Below are 18,565 nucleotides of genomic sequence, written 5' to 3'. Positions count from 1 at the left end.
TATATTTGATTGAGAAAGAATCTAGTCGTAATCCATCAAGGCTACAATATTATTCAATAATTAATAACTTGTTATTTAAACAAGTTGAATAAAGAAAGAATAGACGCAAATAGCGCTCTTTTCTCATACCAATAAGTGAAATAAATAAGGCTGAATCTTCTTCACGAAACTCGGCAGGGCATGTCTCGACCTTTTTTCGCCTGATCAGATTCAAAAACCAATAAATAAAGGATATAACATGCAGTTTAAAACGTCTTTATGTGCGATTGCTGTCGGGGTTGCTCTAACACTAAGCGGATGCAACAGTAGTGATAATAGCTCGAATGTGGATGCTCCACTTAAAGCAACCGAATTCCACAACACCATCGATCGTGCAGGTGTACCAGTGGCGTTACGTGATTTGCACGGCGGCCACCTGCGCTACATTCCAATGTTCGATAACGGCTCATGGCATGGCCACACGTTAGACACCAAAGGTGGTGAAATCACGCTAGGTGGTACAGCGCTATTGACCGAAGAATACGTATCATTCATGGCTGCACGTTTTGACCGTTTGGCTCTGACTGTCGACGGCCAGCCAATGCCGCTAGAACTGACAAACGCATACTCACAACCAGGTGCGTTGATTCAAACGTATACAGGCGATAACGGTATCGAAGCCGAGCTAGAAATGCGTTTTGTGACTAATCGTACTTCTCTTGTAAAAACCACCATCAAAAACCCAAATAAGCTAGATATTCAAGGTGAATGGGATGGTGAGTTGATGCAAAACTATCGTGCGGATGATGGCACGGCATACAAGAATGAAGACAGCACAGTCCGTAGTGTTGAAGAAGCTTACCCAACTTACTCCCGTGAAATTGCAGCGACAGACAGTGGTGTAGAAGTCTCTTTTGGCGCAGTTCGTGATTCATGGTCATTGTTGACATCTGGCGATTCAAAGTTCGAAGTAACGCGTTCTATCAAACCAGAAACTTCTACCATCAATGACGACAAGAAAGGTTTCGTGCAAACGGCCTCTCTAGGTGATGGCGAAGAGATCACGTTATACACGGCTTACACTCACGTTCAAAACACCAAAGAACAAGCGTCTGAGTTTGCAAAACTGGATAAAGTGATGGCCGATCCAAAAGGTTACATGCACGATTCAGCAATGCGCTGGGAAGAATACCTAGAAAACGGTCTCACCAACGATGCGGCTTCAAAAGAGCATGAGTTTGTTGCAGTAAAAGCAATGGAAACATTGAACGCGAACTGGCGTGGTGCTGCGGGTGCGATTGACCACGACACAGTTACGCCTTCCGTTACGGCCCCTTACTTCTCAGGCAACATGACATGGCCATGGGATACGTGGAAACAAGCTTACGCAATGTCACACTTCAACCCAGATGTAGCGATGGAAAACATTCGCACTGTATTCCAATACCAAGTGCAGTCTGATGACCCAGTCCGTCCTTGGGATGAGGGCTACCTACTTGATGTCGTGACTTACAACCTACCAGCTGAACGCTGGGAAGGCATGTCTGCAGAATACAAAAAAGTGTTCCCTCAAGCGACCGATGGCCTGAACTGGAACGAGCGTAATACTAAGCCATCACTGGCTGCATGGGCTGTTTGGGAAGTGTATACGGCACTGAAAGACGAACATAACCGTCCCGAAGAAGCACAAAAGTGGCTAGAAGAAATGTATCCGAAGCTAGTGGCATTCCACGATTGGTGGTTACGCGCTCGTGATACCAACAAGAACGGAATACCGGAATATGGCGCAGCGAAAGATCCAATTCATACCGTTTTCGAAGATGATGTGAATGACGGTTCTTGGGGACCAGATGCGTCTGTGGACGACATGAAGTTCCAATATAAAGACGAAGCGAATGGCGATACGTGGATCAAAGAAACGAGTATCGAGAAGTACAATGAATTACTGACTTCTGGTGATTACACAGCAATGAGCATACCTGCGAAAGTTGCAGCGGGTTGGGAATCAGGGCGTGATAACGCAGGCGTATTCGGCTTTATCGACACTATCGATAACCTACAAGGATTATCTGAACAACCGACACAAGAAAAAGCGGAAGAGATAGACCAAATGGGTCGTTACGCTCATGACACTAATGGTTTCGACAATACGTATGACATCACTATGGGCACAGACGGTTCAGTGGTGACTTACCTCGATGATTCAGTTGAGAATATGAACAAGCTGGCTCAGGCGAAGAAAGACTGGGAGGTGAAGTTCAACGAAAACACGGATGATTCAAACAGCTTATCTGGTTACTCATTGATGCAAGAGTCGGTAGACCAAGCGTCTTACTGGTACTCAGACAACCTATACCTATCGCAAATCGCCGACGTACTGGGTAAAGCAGACAAAGCCGCTGGGTTTGCAGAAAAAGCTGCTGACACCAAAGAGTACATCAACCGTTGTATGTACGATGAGTCAACGGGCTTCTACTACGATATCGAAGTAATACCAAATGGACTCCCTAATCAATGTGCAGGTCCGGTGTTGGTGAAACGCGGTATGGGCCCTGAAGGTTGGTCACCGCTATTCAACAACGCAGCGACGCAAGAACACGCGGACAAAGTCGTGGAAAACATGCTAAATACTAGCAAGTTTAACTCACCTAAGATTCCGCTAGGTACGGCATCAATGGACAACCCGGCTTACGGCCCAGATATTTACTGGCGTGGTCGCGTGTGGCTAGATCAGTTCTACTTTGGTGTGCGCGGTATGGACAACTATGGGTACGGTGTAGAAGCGCGTCAAATGGTCGACAAGCTATTCCAAAATGCGCAAGGCCTAACAGAGGCTACCCCGATTCAGGAAAACTACAACCCAGAAACGGGTGAGGTTCAGGGCGCGAATAACTTCTCTTGGAGTGCAGCGCACCTTTACATGTTGTACAACGGTTTCGTGGGCAAATAGCAGCCACACTCATTAGATATTAGGCGTTGCAGATGATCCCCCTAGCATCTGCAACCGCTTAAGCCTCTTCAAGTCAGGTTTAAAAGTCACAGTAAATGCTGTGGCTTTTTATTATCTGCTTGCCTAATACCTCTATCTCCCCCTTATCTAATCGAGAAAGAGAATGAAGTCACACCCCTAGATATAACCCTCGAATTCACCCTCCAAAACACCCTATTTCTCATCATCTAATCAGCCTTCTATGTTAGAATTATCGGCTAGTTCGGAATGCGCTGAGTCTCTGATTTAGTTAACTATAATTTAATCACCATGAGTGCTTTTTTAAGTTTTTAGAATGAAAAAATATGAATTAGTTGTTCAAGATATTGTGAGCAAAATTTGTCAAAACAGTATCAGCCATAAGCTTCCTGCAGAAAGAGAACTGTCTGAAATATATGGATTATCTCGTTTCACGATTCGTAAAGCACTAGCCAAGCTAGAAGCTATTGGCATGGTGAAATCTAAAGTGGGTTCTGGTTACTTCGTCAACACTTCTCTCATTGGCACACCACTGGTGTACAACTCCATTACTGAAAACAGTTTTGAAGAGATCTCTTATAAAAAGCTCCAGCTAAATAAAGCGCTACCCGATAACCACGAACAGCAGATTTTCTCTTTAGACGACAATGACTACATTTGGAAAATTAGACGGCTTCGATTGATTAACAACAAAGTAGTTCAGATAGAAGAAGCCAAGATCCCTGTTAGCGTCTTTCCAGAAATGAATGCCGAGATCATTGAAAGTTCAATCCAGAAACATGCATTGGCGAAAGGCCTTCAGATCGATAGCTACTTAACAACGTATCAAGCGATCAACGTTTCTAAAGAAGATGCAGAGTTGCTCGGCTGCAAAAAAAATGCGGCAGCGATGAATATCACCAACCGAGGTTTCTTAGCATCGGGTGAGCTGTTCATCGTCAGCGATATCATTGACATCAACTACCAATGCACCTACCACACGCCTTTTAACAATGAGAGCATGAGCTTCCGAGACAAAAAGTAACAGTTTGATTTGTATTCAGCTACTTTGTCTTCCCACGTTTAATTTCTCTAGTTTCCGTATCTCCCTAAAAACAACAACCCGCACAGTGGCGGGTTGTCAGGAGAATTGAATCAACTGTTATTAGAATTCGTAGTACAAACGTACGCGAGCACCAAAATCATCGTCTTCAGAGAACGCAGATGTATTGGTCGTTTTGTTGTCGACCGTCGTGTAGTAAGTACCAAGAAGAACAGAGAAGTCTTGTACTTCGAGCACATTCTGGAACTCATAAGATGCGTAACCCGTGTTAACCGTCACATCACCTTTCGCCCATGTGGAATCATATTCGTTCGCACCATAGATGTAACCGATACCGAAGTTGTTATAAAGCGCGTTCAAACCCGCAGTTGCATTGGTTTCATCGACAGCATCTAAGTAAGCAAAGTTAGCGTTAACGCTCCAAGAATCATTAGACCAATTACCTGTTAGACCGTAGCCAGTTCGGTCAGAGATATCTTTACCCGAGGTGTCGACAACTGCATCGCTAACTAAGTTAGTTTCCATTGAGGCTGCAACAGTAAAATCACCCATTTTATATGACACAACCGGGCGAACAAGGAAGGCATCTTTGGCGTTGTCGTGGTCTACGTCCACACCATGGTAACTATCAGAGAACAAGTCAGAGCGATCGCCGATCATCGTTCCTACTTCGACATACAGATCCCCAAAACTTTGGCTATACATCAACTGACCATCAGAACCACGACCGCGAGCTTCTTTCACCTGGTACACATAAGCGCTGCCACCCGTATAAAGCTCATTTGAGGTATCACCTGAATACTCTAGGAAAACATCGAGGCCTACAGGGAACATATCGTAGGCTTCAAAACGACCCGCTTTGATCGCCCACCCGTCTTTTTTGCCGAACTCAAAGTAGGCATCATCGAGTGCGACATTGCCTGTGCTTTCAAATAGAGGCTGCGCTTTAACCCCAACATAGTGACCATTACTGGTGTACTTTTCGCCAGCGAACTCAATCAGAACTCGACCATCTTGGTTGAACTCTGCGTTACCATTATCATTCGACTCTCTATCTTGGTAGTTGAAGTTCAGCTCAACGTTACCACCAACAGAGAAGTTACCTTCTTCTGTATCAACAATGGCAATGCCTGCATGAGCCCCCATTGCAGAAGAAACTAAAACAGCAGCTAAAGACAGTTTGAATGTGCTTTTCATATAAACCCTAATATTATTTTATTGTTATTAGTTGCATAGCAACTTTTTGAATTTCAAGTTGAAATATATGGACAGTATTCGACTCGATTTCTAGGGCATATATTGACTAATTAACTCCTCACTCACAATATTATCCATCTGGAATTGCAGACCTAAATCACTGTTTTATATTTATTAAAATAACCTTTAAATTCAACACTTTAAATGTAAAACGCAAAGTTAAAAGCTAAAATAACCTCTATTGCACAACACAGGTTAAATAACAGTCAAACTTGGATGAATTTATAGCAATACGCTCAACTACTTAATTTAAAATCATATTAAACCGTTTTAATAACTATCAGGCTATTTATYTAAATTAATTAAAGGTTAACGAAGCCATATTATAAATATTAACAGTGATAATTAATGTACATCATTACTTTTCCATGAACCGATCAAATAAAACTTAAACTTAAACTTAAACTTTTATCGAAAAGAAAACCCTAGTAAGTGGGTAAATTAATGTGCACTTATAATGAAGTATTTTCATGATAGTCAGCTTATTATTACTGAACTATTTAAAGTCAGTTAATTGAAGGCATGTGAGAGGTAATACTAATAGTTTGGATATGAAAATTCTGATTACTTGCTGATTGATTAGCTAGGCCAGAAACAGCAACACATCGGGAACGAAGACTGACAAAGAAGCTAAAACTAACGATAAGTTTCAGACAAAAAAAATGGCCGCTATCTGCGGCCATTTTGGTTAACTCAATGAGTTATGGAGTGTGAATCGCGCCATCAGGAAGGCGACTTTGAGTCCACTCGTGGGGGCGATACATAACAGGGAACTCGGCAGCAACCTCTCGGTCGATTTCAACACCAATACCTGCGATTTCCGACGCGTATAAGTAGCCATTAATTGGCTCTGCAGCGTTCGGGAATACCTTGTGCGTATTCTCGTTGTACTCGACATGTTCTTGAATGGCGGCATTGTGTAAATGCACATTCAAATGCGTGTTTACCGCTGCACCAATTGGCGTCATATCTGGTGGGCAATGCCATGCAATACGAACACCAAAGTTCTGACATAGATGGCCAAGTTTCAGAGCTGGCGTAATACCACCGATTTGTGAAACATGGCAGCGGATAAAGTCGATACGACGATTCGCGATCAGAGATTTCCACTCTTCAGGGTTATTAAATAACTCACCTAAACCTAATGATACCGAGCTTTGGCTACGAATGTTATCCAACCATTCCGTTTGATTTGGCGGCAGAATATCTTCAATGAAGTACGGCTTATATTGCTCGACTTCCTTCGCAAATTGTATTGCCTGATTTGGGAAAAGGCGCTCATGCACATCGTGAAGAATATGGAATTGATTACCATATTTCTCTCTCAGCGACTTAAACATCGTTAGAGTATTGTCCATGTACTGATCTTGATCGTAGTACGAACCTTCAGTCGGATTTTCAGTGGTATGCAAATCGGTTGGAACACCGCCATAGAAACCAAGCTGACAACGAATGTGCTTGTAGCCTTTGTCTAGGAAAGATTCCACCAGCTCATAAATGCCTTCCATCGTGTCGCTAGTCGCGTGTGTGTATACAGGAATAGCATCACGAGACTTACCACCAAATAATTGATGTAACGGCATACCCGCCAATTTGGCTTTAATATCCCACAGTGCCATATCAACACCGGAAATTGCATTATTGATAACAGGGCCATTTCGCCAATAAGCGTTGACCATCATCATTTGCCATAAGTCTTCAATATTATTGGCGTTTTTACCAATAAGAATAGGTTTTAAATATTCATCGACCATTGTTTTTACAGCAAGCGGTCTTTGTTGGAATGTCGCACAACCAAACCCAGTCACGCCTTCATTCGTTTCAACTACCACGGTAATGAGATTGTGCCTGTCTGGTTTAGTAATAATACAGTGGATATCAGATATAATAGTTTCTTTCACAATTAAATAACCTAAACTTAAGTCAACTCCTATTATCTAACCGCTTTAAAAACCACATTTCAAGCGCTAATTTTGCGTAAAAATAATTGGTACGTTAAGTGATTTTTTTTGATAAACAAAACATACCAATTGGCCAAAAACGGTGAAAAAATAATTTTTCGGATTTTAAGTGTGATTGAGATCTCTTTTTACTCCGTTGGATTTAAATTGGTTGTCGTTATGATTGCTCGAGTTAAATATATTCCAATAACAGGTGTAGTATGCAAATGGTAGAAAAGAATGATGCCGTTATTAATAACTCGAAGTCATCATCGAAGAAGAAAAATTTCAAAGAAAATATACAGTTATTAATCACTGCACTTGGTGGTGAAGACAATATCGTGAGTATCACGCACTGTATGACAAGGCTGAGATTCAAATTAGCCGACGAGTCTCTGGTAGACGAAGAGGCTATCAAGCAGATCGCTGGTGTGAAAGGTGTGGTACTTCAACAAGGCCAAACCCAAGTCATCATCGGTGTTGAGGTCGAGAAGTGGTTCAACGCGCTATCAAACACTCAACAAGCTGACGCTAATCCGGCTGATGAGCTAGAGAAAGGCAAGCTGTTCCAGGGCGTAATGCGCATTGTCGCAGGCATCTTTGGCCCTGTCGTGCCTGCAATTGCTGGCGCTGGTATGTTGATGGGTCTGTTGTCTGGTCTTATTGCGACCAATGTTATCTCTGAAACCTCAGACACAGTTTATTTCTTCCGCTCAATCTCTGTTGCTGTGTTCTTCTTCTTACCTATGCTGGTTTCTTTCTCTGCAGCTAAAGTATTCAAAGTAAACGAATACATTGCGCTTGCTGTTTCCTCCGCAATGTTAGCACCCAAACTAGTAGATAAAGCGGCGATGCTAAAAGATGCTGGCGCTGCTCCTGAGCTGACGGTTCTTGGCGTAGTTCCGATTGAACTGCTCAACTACGGCGGCGCAATTGTTCCTGCGATTCTAGCAATCTGGTTATTGTCCAAAGTGACTCCGTTAGTTGACCGTCTAGTTCCTTCTTCTGCGAAGCCTGTATTTACACCACTGCTTGCTTTTACGGTAACTTCGACCATCACGCTATCATTTGTTGGCCCTGCTGGTATCTGGCTAAGTAACGGCGCGGGTTGGGTAATGAGTTCACTACTGGAAATCTCTCCGACGTTAACGGGCTTTGTGTTTGGTCTAACTCGCCCGATTACGATTGTGTTTGGTATTCACCACAGCATGACACCAATCAGCCTGAACAACTTTGCACTGTATGGTAAGGATTTACTTATGCCGATCATGTGCTTGGGTAACATGGCAATTGCAGGCGCGACAATGGCTATCTGGCATAAGCAACGTAAGACAGTTTCTAAAGAGCAATCTTCAATTACGATGGGCTCAAGTGTTACCGCTATCTTAGGCATCACGGAGCCAGCTCTATTTGGTGTACTAACGAAGTACACCAAAGCGATGATGACCGCGAGTTTGGCTGCTGGTGTATTCGGTGCAATCTCGGTAACAATCGATACGCACCTAACAAGCTACATTCTTTCTTCTGTCTTCAGCTTGCCGGCTTATCTTGCAGGCGGTACACAAAACTTTATCCAAGCGATTATGGGTGTGGTTGGTGTGTTTGTACTGTCTTACGTATTAACACTGTTATTCGTAAAGCTAGACAACAAGTAACACTTCCTCCCAAGCTAATGGGAAAAGAAGCAACGTGGCTACCTTCCTTGTAGCCACGTTCCATCATTTATACCTAGCAATACCAAACTTTCTGTAAGGGCACATTATGAGCCACATTGCGATTATCGGCGAGTGCATGATTGAACTGAACGGCGCTCCATTTGGCACCATGCAGCAAAGCTATGGCGGAGACACGCTCAACGCCGCTGTTTACTTGAACCGAAGTGCCACCAGCTATGCTAACCAAACAGGCACTTCTGCGGTACGCACCAGTTACGTCTCAGCTCTAGGCTCAGACGCTATCAGTCAGCAGATGCTTAACCGATGGCAAGATGAAGGACTATCAACCGATTTCGTGCTGATTGACGAGCAGCGTTCACCCGGACTCTATCTCATTCAACTCGACGATGTTGGTGAGCGCACCTTCCTGTACTGGCGCAACGATTCAGCGGCTCGCTACATGGTACAGCACCCCGATTTCGATAAGATAGCCAACCAACTTCGTGATGTTGATATGGTGTTTCTGAGTGGCATTTCCCTCGCGATACTGCCACACAGCGATCAGCTAAAGTTGCTCACTATCATCGAAGGCCTACGTGAACGTGGCGTTACTATCGCCTTTGATAGTAACTATCGACCAAAGTTGTGGAGCTCAGAGGCCGCAACTAAAGAATGCTATCTATTGGGCTATAAAACGACCGATATAGCCCTAGTCACGTTCGATGATGAACAACTGTTGTGGAGCGATCAAACGCCACAAGACACTATAAGAAGGCTGCATGCACTCGGTGTCAAAACCGTTGTTGTCAAGCTGGGTGCTGAAGGCTGCTTGATCAGCGAAAAACCCGAAAATGATCCCGTAATAATCACAACGACACCTGTCGAGACTGTGGTTGATAGCACCTCTGCTGGCGACTCTTTTAACGGCGGTTTCTTATCTTGCTATCTCGCTGGAGGTTCTATTGAAGAAGCTTGCCACCAAGGTAATGCATTAGCCAGATTGGTGATTCAACATCATGGCGCAATCATCCCAAAATACATCACCGACACTCTTTCAAACTGATATTAAGAAGCACACATGTCTACAATTAACGAACAGCTAAAAGCACTTAAAGTTATCCCTGTTATCGCCATTGATAACGCAGAGGATATTATCCCTCTAGGCAAAGTATTGGCTGAGAATGGGCTTCCAGCGGCTGAAATTACGTTCCGTTCAGACGCCGCTGTTGAAGCTATCCGACTTCTACGAGAAGCTCAGCCTAACATGCTGATTGGTGCCGGAACGATTTTGAACCGTGAGCAAGCACTCGCAGCAAAAGAAGCGGGCGCAACGTTTGTGGTATCACCAGGATTCAATCCAAACACAGTTAAAGCATGCCAGGAAATCGGCATCGATATCATTCCAGGTGTGAACAATCCAAGCACCGTTGAAGCGGCATTAGAAATGGGATTAACGACTCTCAAGTTCTTCCCAGCAGAAGCATCGGGCGGCATCAGTATGGTTAAGTCGTTAGTTGGCCCATACGGCGATATTCGGCTAATGCCTACAGGCGGCATTACGTCATCAAACATCGATAATTACTTGGCTGTACCTCAGGTATTAGCCTGCGGTGGCACATGGATGGTCGACAAGAAACTCGTTGCAAATGGAGAGTGGGACGAAATTGCCCGCCTAACACGCGAGATTGTTGAGCAAGTGAATCGCTAGTCGATAACGATCTAGAGAGCACAAATTCTCTTGATTCCATAGCAACAAAGCCACAGCAGAAGCTGTGGCTTTTCTTTATCGGGTTGTATCAATATCGCTAACTGTCCGTCGTCGTTAATGGCCTTTTACCGTCACACGCCCCTTTCTCAAGGTCGTATAACGGGCTGGCTCCGTGGCTGCTCCATCGGTGATCTTCTCTAGCTAATTTTCTATATTGAGTCGGCGTGACACCAATGTACGTTTGGAAGGTTTCATAGAATCGGCTGCTCGAATTAAAGCCCACCGTGAGTGATATATCGAGAATGGTTCTATCCGTATCACTCAGCAAAGCACGAGCGTGGTTGATACGCATCGCAGTAATGTACTGCTTAATGGTCATCTGCATCGTGCGCTGAAATACGTTCATCGCGTAGTTGCTGTGTAACCCGATATGTTCAGCGATATCTTTAACGGTCAATGGCTGATTATGGTGAGTCGCAATATATTCCAACATCTGGCTGACATAGAATTGGGAGTGTTTCGATACCCCTTTCTTAGTCGACTTATCTTGTCGATTTACCAACAGTTGTTGCCAGCCATCAAGGCAGATTCGTTTAAGCATCAAGCCAATTTCATCCATAGCCAACTGTTGACGACTTTCGGACGAATGCTTTATCTCTTGTGCCCAACGGGAGATTTCAAACTCACTGATCAGCGAACAAGAATTCGATTGCAACACACTGCCGTGAGTGATCTGGTTAACTAAATCCCGACTGAGAGCCCACGACATAAAATGGTGAATCGGTATGTTAATGATCCCCATATTATGGCATTGGCCTGGATTCGTAAGTCGATGCGGTACCGATGCCCAAAACAAGCCAATCGATCCGCTTTTAACCACAACCGGACTGCCGTTAATAATGTACTCCACATCATCCCCAAAGGGTATATTCACCTCAATTTGACCATGCCAATGATAGCCAGGCATGGAGTGAGGGGCTCTGAGTTCGATATCGATTTTCTCATAGGAAGAATATAGAGACAGCGGGCTTACCGACACGGTCTCGGACGAGTACTTGTCTAAAGTGATAATTCTCACCGTATCTGGGGCTGATTGCGGCATGTCTCGCTCCTTAGGAAATCGTATACCAGACTTTTATCAGCTCCTCGATAATAAAACTCAGAAGGCGATCATAGAGCCGTAATAGCCCATTTCATAAGATCAGAACTCTGTGATTAGAGTTCAAACCTTAAGTGTAAAACTGCCTTCATTGCACGACACCTCTCCTTAAAACCCAAGAAATTATCCCATTTCCTAAGATTTCCATTCACTAATTTAAAAATATTAGAAAACAGGAGAGCTATTAAGTTATCTGAGACGAATCGACATGGGTTCTAGGTGTAATTTATCTGCATCAACAAAGAACTCAGAGAGATAAAGGATTCCACTATGCAAAGCCCTAAAATCACATTCATTGGTGCAGGCTCCACCATTTTTGTAAAAAACATTCTTGGTGATGTTTTCCACCGTCCAGCTTTAAAAAACGCTCATGTCGCGTTAATGGACATTGATGAGGTTCGACTGGAAGAGTCTCACCTTGTCGTCAGTAAATTGATGGAATCATCCGGTGCGACTGGCTCGATTTCATGCCATTTAAATCAAAAAGAGGCACTGCAAGGCGCAGATTTTGTTGTCATTGCCTTTCAAATCGGTGGCTACGAGCCATGCACTGTCACAGATTTTGAAGTGTGTAAGCGCCACGGTCTGGAACAAACCATCGCAGACACACTCGGCCCGGGCGGCATTATGCGTTCACTACGCACGGTACCGCACCTTTGGAGTGTCTGTGAAGACATGACCGAAGTTTGCCCGAATGCCACCATGCTCAACTATGTTAACCCAATGGCAATGAACACATGGGCAATGTACGAGAAGTATCCGCACATTAAACAAGTCGGTTTGTGTCACTCAGTACAAGGCACAGCTGAAGAGCTCGCACGCGACCTAGACTTAGATTACGCAGATCTTCGCTATACCTGCGCAGGCATCAACCACATGGCTTATTACCTAACCCTCGAGAAGAAGACAGAAAGCGGTGAGTACGTCGACATTTATCCAGACCTACTTGAAGCTTTTGAGAGTGGCAAAGCGCCTAAACCAGGCATCTATCACAATGGTCGCTGCACTAACTTAGTTCGCTATGAAATGTTTAAGAAGCTTGGTTACTTCGTGACAGAGTCTTCTGAACATTTTTCTGAATACACCCCCTATTTTATCAAGCCAAATCGTCCAGATTTAATCGAACGTTATAAAGTGCCACTTGATGAATACCCTAAACGTTGTGTCGAACAAATTGCAGATTGGAAGCGCGACCTTCAAGAGTTTAAAACAGCGGACAAGATCACTGTTGAGGAGTCTCATGAATACGCTAGTACCATCATGAACTCTATCTGGACAGGTATACCGAGCGTCATTTATGGAAACGTTAAAAACGAAGCCTTAATCGACAATTTACCTCAAGGTTGCTGTGTTGAAGTCGCCTGTTTAGTGGATGCTAATGGTGTTCAACCAATCAAAGCAGGGCGTCTACCAAACCACTTAGCTGCATTGATGCAAACCAACATTAATGTTCAGACTCTACTCACAGAAGCGATTCTCACCGAAAACCGTGACCGTATCTATCATGCTGCGATGCTTGACCCTCATACTGCAGCTGTACTTGGAATAGAAGAGATATACGCGCTGGTTGATGACTTGATTGAAGCCCATCAGGGTTGGTTACCAGAGTGGGTTAACAAGTAATTTCATACTAATAAAAACATACAATAACGTGAATATTAACGCCTTCTCAGTGAGGAGGCGTAAGGAGTGATAATGAGTATCTCAATGAATACCAAGCTAAGTTATGGCTTTGGCGCATTTGGTAAGGACTTCGCAATCACCATCGTCTATATGTACCTAATGTTTTACTACACGGATGTAGTCGGTATTTCTGCTGCTACAGTCGGAACTATTTTCCTCGTCGCACGCATCTGGGATGCCGTCAATGACCCTATTATGGGGTGGTTGGTCAACAATACACGTACTCGATGGGGCAAGTTCAAACCTTGGATTTTAATTGGCACACTCGCTAACTCCGTGGTTCTTCTGATGGTGTTTAGTGCGCATTACATCGAAGGTCCTTGGTTAATCGCATACGCCGCTGTCACCTATATCTTGTGGGGCATGACTTACACACTAATGGATATCCCTTTTTGGTCACTGGTCCCAACACTGACTTTGGACAAGCGTGAACGTGAAGAGCTTGTGCCATACCCTCGATTTTTCGCGAGCCTTGCATGGATAGTAACCGCAGCTATCGCTATGCCTTTCGTGAACTACGTAGGTGGGGACGATAAAGGGTTCGGCTTCCAGATTTTCACCCTCTTGTTGATCGCTTGTTTCTTAGTCTCTACTTTCATTACTTTACGCAATGTGAAAGAGCGCTATTCAACGGCTAACCTCGACACAACACAACCGGAAGAAAAGGTTTCACTGAAAAAGCTTCTCGCGCTTATCTACAAAAACGACCAATTGACTAGCGTTCTGTGCATGGCGTTGTCTTATAACCTCGCGACCAACATTATTACCGCCTTTGCTGTTTACTACTTCACTTATGTTGTTGGTAATGAAGAACTATTCCCTTACTACATGGCTTATGCGGGTATTGCTAACCTAATCACGCTAGTGTTGTTCCCTAAACTTGCTCAGATGTTTTCACGCCGAGTTCTGTGGGCATGTGCATCCACTTTCCCTATCTTAGGTAGTGCGGTACTCATCTACGTTGGCATGTATGACACACAAAGCATTCTCCTGATATCAACGGCAGGCGTCTTCCTACAAATTGGTACAGCTCTATTCTGGGTGCTTAACGTCATCATGGTCGCTGACACGGTCGATTACGGTGAGTTCAAACTGGGGGCTCGCTGTGAAAGTATCGCCTACTCCGTGCAAACACTGGTTGTGAAAGCAGGTTCTGCATTTGCCGCTTTCTTTATCGGTATCGCACTCACCGCTGTTGACTATGTGCCCAACGTAACGCAAAGCCCTGAAACCGTATTCGGCATGCAATGCATCATGGTCGGCCTACCTGCTTTCTTCTTTGCCATCGCGTTAATCATCTACTTCCGCTTCTACAAGTTGAACGGTGCTTACCATCAAAAAATTCAAGATCACTTAACCGAGAAATACGACCACGTTACAAATGGTGGCTCAAGCACTGGAGAAACTTCGGAGCCAACAAAACCAGTGCAAGTCGTGTAGCATAAAGCCACATCGAACCTTTCACCTACACCATTAAAGGCAAATATTAGAACAACAAAGCCACAGCAATTGCTGTGGCTTTTGTTTTTGCTATGAACTGACGAATCAATTAGTTGAGCATCCAATAGCTCACGGGGTTATCAGGGCACTGATAAGGCCCACACTCAACAAAGGTAGCGATAGCATTGAGTGCAACCACAACGATGGCTAATAAGCACGCCACACGCCCCAAGTTACTCATCTTATAAGCTTCTTGCGACTGCTCTTTGTTGGTCAATATTAAAATGACGGCAACCGCTAATATGGTCGCGGCAAATAATACGAAAGCCCACGTGTAGTAGTGCATGCCAAAGATAGGACTACCATAGCCGGGCGTGCCTGGAATCACATGTAATGAGACCTGTCTTAGCGAGGTAGCGACACCGTATAAGGCGCCAATCAAAACAATGCCATAGTGCCGAGATTGAGGTCCATAAACCACATTCAACATAAAACCAAATGCAACCATTACAAAACCGATACGTTGCAATAAACACAGTGGGCAAGGCAACTCATGAAGAACAAACTGAAGGATAAAGCCTATCAACAGAACGGCTGTCATGCCGAGTAGGCCAAGCGTATTTAGGAGCGTTAACTGATTTCGATTCATGTTAGCTCCTTACAATAAGATAGGTAGTGAATCAGTCGCATGGTGATTAAACCAATACAACCCAAGGATCACGGAGCCCGCAAAAAAGCCATAAGCCGCGGTCTTCTTTTCGAAAAAAGCGCATAACATCGCCACGAGTAATAGTAGAAACAGTAAAGACATCATAAGAGGTATTCCCTCGCTATTTATCAAGTTCAGTCATATTGAACGTCAGAATGAATATCCACACCTACGCCCTAAAGCATTCAACATCAGCAAATCTATGGATTACGGATTTAAAATCATCAACTTAATACTTGTTAGTAAGCTCCAAACTGTCAAGTTCTCGTAACTAACAGATCGCTGTCCCTACTCAATGAAGCAAATAACACGCCGTTTTACGTAGAGTGAACACCGCTCAACATCAGGAATAACCGCAAACAGAAGGTAGATATTACTATTGACTACACTTAGAACATTGGCTGACGCTCAAATAGTAAATGGCCGCACCATAAAACAAAAAACCTAGCGAATAGTCGCTAGGTTTCAATAATAAAAACGAGATATTGTCAGCTTACTTCAGAGGGTCGTTATCGGGTAATGCATTGTGTAGCCATAACGCTAGTCGCTTCTTAATATTGGCCCCATCAAGCTTGCTCTCCGGGAGAGGAGTGATCTGATTAACCTCAACAAGGAACAAGTACACCGCTTTAACCTTTATCGGTTGAGATGAATTCGGCAAATCAAAACCTTGTAGTTTTGCCATCTTAAAACCGACTTCAACTGCTTTTTTTACCAGCTTATCTTCATTAATGATTTTTGCGGTTTTCGACATGTCATCTCCATCATCTTTATCGAGTGAATATTGAGTATATCAAACAGAATCTTACACAAGATTACCGCGATCTCAATTCGAAAACTCTATTTGGATAAATACAATAAAACGAATCACCTATCTAAAGCCAATTCCAATCTAATTAATATTTTCTAAATGAATAGCAATAAGCAAACGATTTCTTAATAGAATACTCAATAAATGAGATCCTCAGTCAAGAAACTAAAAACCGAACAATTTTTGACTTATCATTCCAAAGGATACGGAATACTATGATTACCATTAAAATGATACACATTCTATAAAAGAGCAATAAGCTTCTGTTATTTAATCAGTTTTATACTAAAACGACTCAGATCATATTTACAGAAACCTGTAACAAAACATTATTTACAAAACACTCACTAAGAAAATAGAATAAACCCACTAATATTATACTGGTGTTAAAAATGCGTTATCTATGGGCTTCATTCTGTCATAAAAACCCAATTCCCGGACGAATCGTTCATATCTTTGTTATGTTGGTAGCGTTAGCTTCTATCGTTGTTCCATTGATTTCAAAAGACGCGACTACGATCTTAGTTTCACTATGTATCGCTTTAGTCTGTTTCGTGCTGTTTGTCTTCTTTGCTCTTGCCGACAAAATGCGTTCAGGTATGCATTAATTTCAGATACTGGTTACTTTTAAGCCTTTAGAGAATTTAAAGAAAAACGCCCAGCGTTATTCACTTTGGGCGTTTTTGCTTTAGCGACACATGACATCAGAAATAGTACTCAATAGAAATCTCTAAACTCTTCAATTCGATTCTTTCCTCTCAACAACAGAAAGTTAAGAAATCGCGATGTAGATGTCGTTATCACTTTATCTTCAGCAACTCCGTGCTTTTCAAGTAGTGCAATGGCGAGCTCTAAGCGCGCGATCTCCTCACAGAAGTGAGCATCAGATCCTGTCGAGAAGTAAACGCCTACTTCTTTACCGATTTCCACAATGTTACTGCAGCGAACATCACTGCCTTTACGGCTTTTTCCCGTCAAAGAGGTATTGTTCACTTCTATTGCCACATTGTGTTCTTTGGCACACTCAAGCACGGCACGAATATCAAATGGGTAATTCGGGTTGCCAAGGTGTCCAAGCACATCGACTTTCCCTCTTTTAATCACATTGATTAGCGCTTGAGTATGTACCTCTTCAGTTGAGGGTGGAAACACAGGTTCATGGAAGCTAGTAATGGTCCAATCAAGGTGCTGATAGGTTGAAGGGGCTAGATCTAAGTCACCTTCAATATTCAGGGTGTTAGCTTCCACTCCACGCAGGATTCCAACACAGTGAAGGAAACGGGGCAAAATTCTTTGGTTATTGAAAAACCAGTAGTGGGGGGCTCCCGGCATTTCTGGAGCATGATCCGTTGTGCAAAGAAGTTTTAGCCCCTTCTCCTGAGCTGCTTTCGCATTCTCTATAATAGTGCTGTAAGCATGGCCGCTAGCAAGAGTATGAGTATGGCTGTCGACGACGATCTTCATAGCGACCTCCTAAAATCAATTAATGTCAAAAGAACCATCTTGGTTCATGTACAGTGTCAGATCTGCTTTTACGGAGTGATTCAAAACCATGTCTACATTCTTAGAATCGGAGCTTTGATAAAACGCGAGTGCCTCTTCTGGTGTTGAACCACCGCGGATCTTTCGGTTCACCAAACGCTCTTCTAAAAATTTAGGATCGGTATCGATGAAGATGGTGAAATCAGCAAGTTCATTAAGCCCATTCCATACAGGCTCATTGAGCAGTAACCAGTTACCTTCAATCACGACAATTTCTTTCTCTACCGTAATAGCATCATCAACCGGATCATGTAGGTTACGGTCGTAGTATGGCCATTTCGGATCTTGGACTTTGAGCTTTTTTAGCTTGTCTATCAGAGATGTGAGATTAAAAGTCTCGTGGGCACCTTTAATACTACGCAGCTTTATCTTCTCGTCGCCGCGTATCGTGTAATTCGAATCAAGAATCTCATTTGGGTAGTGGAAACCATCAAAAGGTAAAACCTGTAATGGCACGGCATTAGGAATGGTTTGGGATAGATGCTCCCAAAATGCCGCTAAGGTCGATTTCCCGCTGCCGGGAGGCGCAGCCAAGAATATCACCGTTCGTTCGTTTTTTTCTTGGTAAAGGCGAGAAAATTTTTCAACCAATGGCTTATGAATTTGTTCGATGTTGTTATCTGGGAATACAGCTTCAGTCTCAAAGCCACTGACATTTAGGGAAACTTTCAT

16 protein-coding genes are annotated in these 18,565 nt (G+C 43.4%); 8 read left to right on the top strand and 8 right to left on the bottom strand.

Going from position 1 to position 18,565, the window contains the following annotated elements; genetic code table 11:
• Positions 1 to 238 precede the first annotated feature (238 nt).
• Both ygjK and L4C44_RS11175 read left to right on the top strand, forming a co-directional pair.
• Positions 239 to 2,929: an alpha-glucosidase gene (gene ygjK / locus L4C44_RS11180; protein WP_428805033.1), complete on the top strand. Its 2,691-nt coding sequence runs from the start codon at positions 239 to 241 to the stop codon at positions 2,927 to 2,929.
• Positions 2,930 to 3,263: 334 nt separating this feature from the next.
• A complete protein-coding gene (locus tag L4C44_RS11175; protein WP_050052609.1) occupies positions 3,264 to 3,971 on the top strand; it encodes a GntR family transcriptional regulator in 708 nt (235 codons plus the stop codon).
• A gap of 120 nt (positions 3,972 to 4,091) precedes the next feature.
• Here the strand turns inward: L4C44_RS11175 and L4C44_RS11170 are convergent, their stop codons facing one another.
• Positions 4,092 to 5,186: a carbohydrate porin gene (locus L4C44_RS11170; protein ID WP_428805032.1), complete on the bottom strand. Its 1,095-nt coding sequence runs from the start codon at positions 5,184 to 5,186 to the stop codon at positions 4,092 to 4,094.
• A 761-nt stretch (positions 5,187 to 5,947) separates the two neighbouring features.
• The gene (locus L4C44_RS11165; RefSeq protein WP_146491121.1) at positions 5,948 to 7,147 is read right to left on the bottom strand and encodes an enolase C-terminal domain-like protein; all 1,200 of its coding nucleotides are present in this window, start codon (positions 7,145 to 7,147) and stop codon (positions 5,948 to 5,950) included.
• Between the two features lie 260 nt (positions 7,148 to 7,407).
• Here L4C44_RS11165 and L4C44_RS11160 point away from each other — a divergent pair, with 260 nt between their 5' ends.
• The 3 genes from L4C44_RS11160 to L4C44_RS11150 all read left to right on the top strand — a co-directional run bounded on the left by L4C44_RS11160 (position 7,408) and on the right by L4C44_RS11150 (position 10,549).
• A complete protein-coding gene (locus L4C44_RS11160; RefSeq protein WP_428805031.1) occupies positions 7,408 to 8,841 on the top strand; it encodes a PTS transporter subunit EIIC in 1,434 nt (477 codons plus the stop codon).
• Positions 8,842 to 8,947: 106 nt separating this feature from the next.
• Positions 8,948 to 9,904, top strand: a complete 957-nt coding sequence (locus L4C44_RS11155; RefSeq protein ID WP_428805030.1) for a sugar kinase — start codon at positions 8,948 to 8,950, stop codon at positions 9,902 to 9,904.
• Positions 9,905 to 9,919: 15 nt separating this feature from the next.
• Complete coding sequence (locus L4C44_RS11150) at positions 9,920 to 10,549, top strand: bifunctional 4-hydroxy-2-oxoglutarate aldolase/2-dehydro-3-deoxy-phosphogluconate aldolase (protein ID WP_327784677.1); 630 nt, start codon at positions 9,920 to 9,922, stop codon at positions 10,547 to 10,549.
• Positions 10,550 to 10,646: 97 nt separating this feature from the next.
• On the opposite strand, the gene melR is transcribed toward L4C44_RS11150, so the two are convergent.
• On the bottom strand, positions 10,647 to 11,651 hold the full coding sequence (gene melR / locus L4C44_RS11145; protein WP_146491125.1) for a transcriptional regulator MelR: 1,005 nt from the start codon (positions 11,649 to 11,651) through the stop codon (positions 10,647 to 10,649).
• A gap of 327 nt (positions 11,652 to 11,978) precedes the next feature.
• Between melR and L4C44_RS11140 the strand changes: the two genes are divergently transcribed.
• Positions 11,979 to 13,331, top strand: coding sequence for an alpha-glucosidase/alpha-galactosidase (locus L4C44_RS11140; RefSeq protein ID WP_428805029.1), 1,353 nt, complete (start codon positions 11,979 to 11,981; stop codon positions 13,329 to 13,331).
• A 72-nt stretch (positions 13,332 to 13,403) separates the two neighbouring features.
• Positions 13,404 to 14,831, top strand: a complete 1,428-nt coding sequence (gene melB, locus L4C44_RS11135; protein ID WP_428805028.1) for a melibiose:sodium transporter MelB — start codon at positions 13,404 to 13,406, stop codon at positions 14,829 to 14,831.
• A 109-nt stretch (positions 14,832 to 14,940) separates the two neighbouring features.
• On the opposite strand, the gene L4C44_RS11130 is transcribed toward melB, so the two are convergent.
• The 3 genes from L4C44_RS11130 to L4C44_RS11120 all read right to left on the bottom strand — a co-directional run bounded on the left by L4C44_RS11130 (position 14,941) and on the right by L4C44_RS11120 (position 16,294).
• Positions 14,941 to 15,480 (bottom strand): disulfide bond formation protein B, encoded by a 540-nt coding sequence (locus L4C44_RS11130; RefSeq protein WP_428805027.1) that lies wholly within the window; start codon positions 15,478 to 15,480, stop codon positions 14,941 to 14,943.
• Between the two features lie 9 nt (positions 15,481 to 15,489).
• Positions 15,490 to 15,645, bottom strand: a complete 156-nt coding sequence (locus L4C44_RS11125; protein WP_162884309.1) for a DUF5993 family protein — start codon at positions 15,643 to 15,645, stop codon at positions 15,490 to 15,492.
• A 388-nt stretch (positions 15,646 to 16,033) separates the two neighbouring features.
• The gene (locus L4C44_RS11120; RefSeq protein WP_065677671.1) at positions 16,034 to 16,294 is read right to left on the bottom strand and encodes a DUF5062 family protein; all 261 of its coding nucleotides are present in this window, start codon (positions 16,292 to 16,294) and stop codon (positions 16,034 to 16,036) included.
• A 449-nt stretch (positions 16,295 to 16,743) separates the two neighbouring features.
• On the opposite strand from L4C44_RS11120, the gene L4C44_RS11115 reads away from it, so the two are divergent.
• Positions 16,744 to 16,959 (top strand): hypothetical protein, encoded by a 216-nt coding sequence (locus L4C44_RS11115; protein WP_086714724.1) that lies wholly within the window; start codon positions 16,744 to 16,746, stop codon positions 16,957 to 16,959.
• Between the two features lie 109 nt (positions 16,960 to 17,068).
• Here the strand turns inward: L4C44_RS11115 and L4C44_RS11110 are convergent, their stop codons facing one another.
• Both L4C44_RS11110 and L4C44_RS11105 read right to left on the bottom strand, forming a co-directional pair.
• Positions 17,069 to 17,815 carry a phosphatase gene (locus L4C44_RS11110; RefSeq protein WP_428805026.1) on the bottom strand — a complete coding sequence of 249 codons (747 nt, stop codon included), beginning with the start codon at positions 17,813 to 17,815 and terminating at the stop codon, positions 17,069 to 17,071.
• Between the two features lie 15 nt (positions 17,816 to 17,830).
• A complete protein-coding gene (locus L4C44_RS11105) occupies positions 17,831 to 18,565 on the bottom strand; it encodes a nucleoside/nucleotide kinase family protein (RefSeq protein ID WP_146491130.1) in 735 nt (244 codons plus the stop codon).

It is taken from the genome of Vibrio satsumensis (genome assembly GCF_050337435.1).
Classification (GTDB): domain Bacteria; phylum Pseudomonadota; class Gammaproteobacteria; order Enterobacterales; family Vibrionaceae; genus Vibrio; species Vibrio satsumensis.
This window is presented reverse-complemented; position numbering and strand designations above follow the sequence as displayed.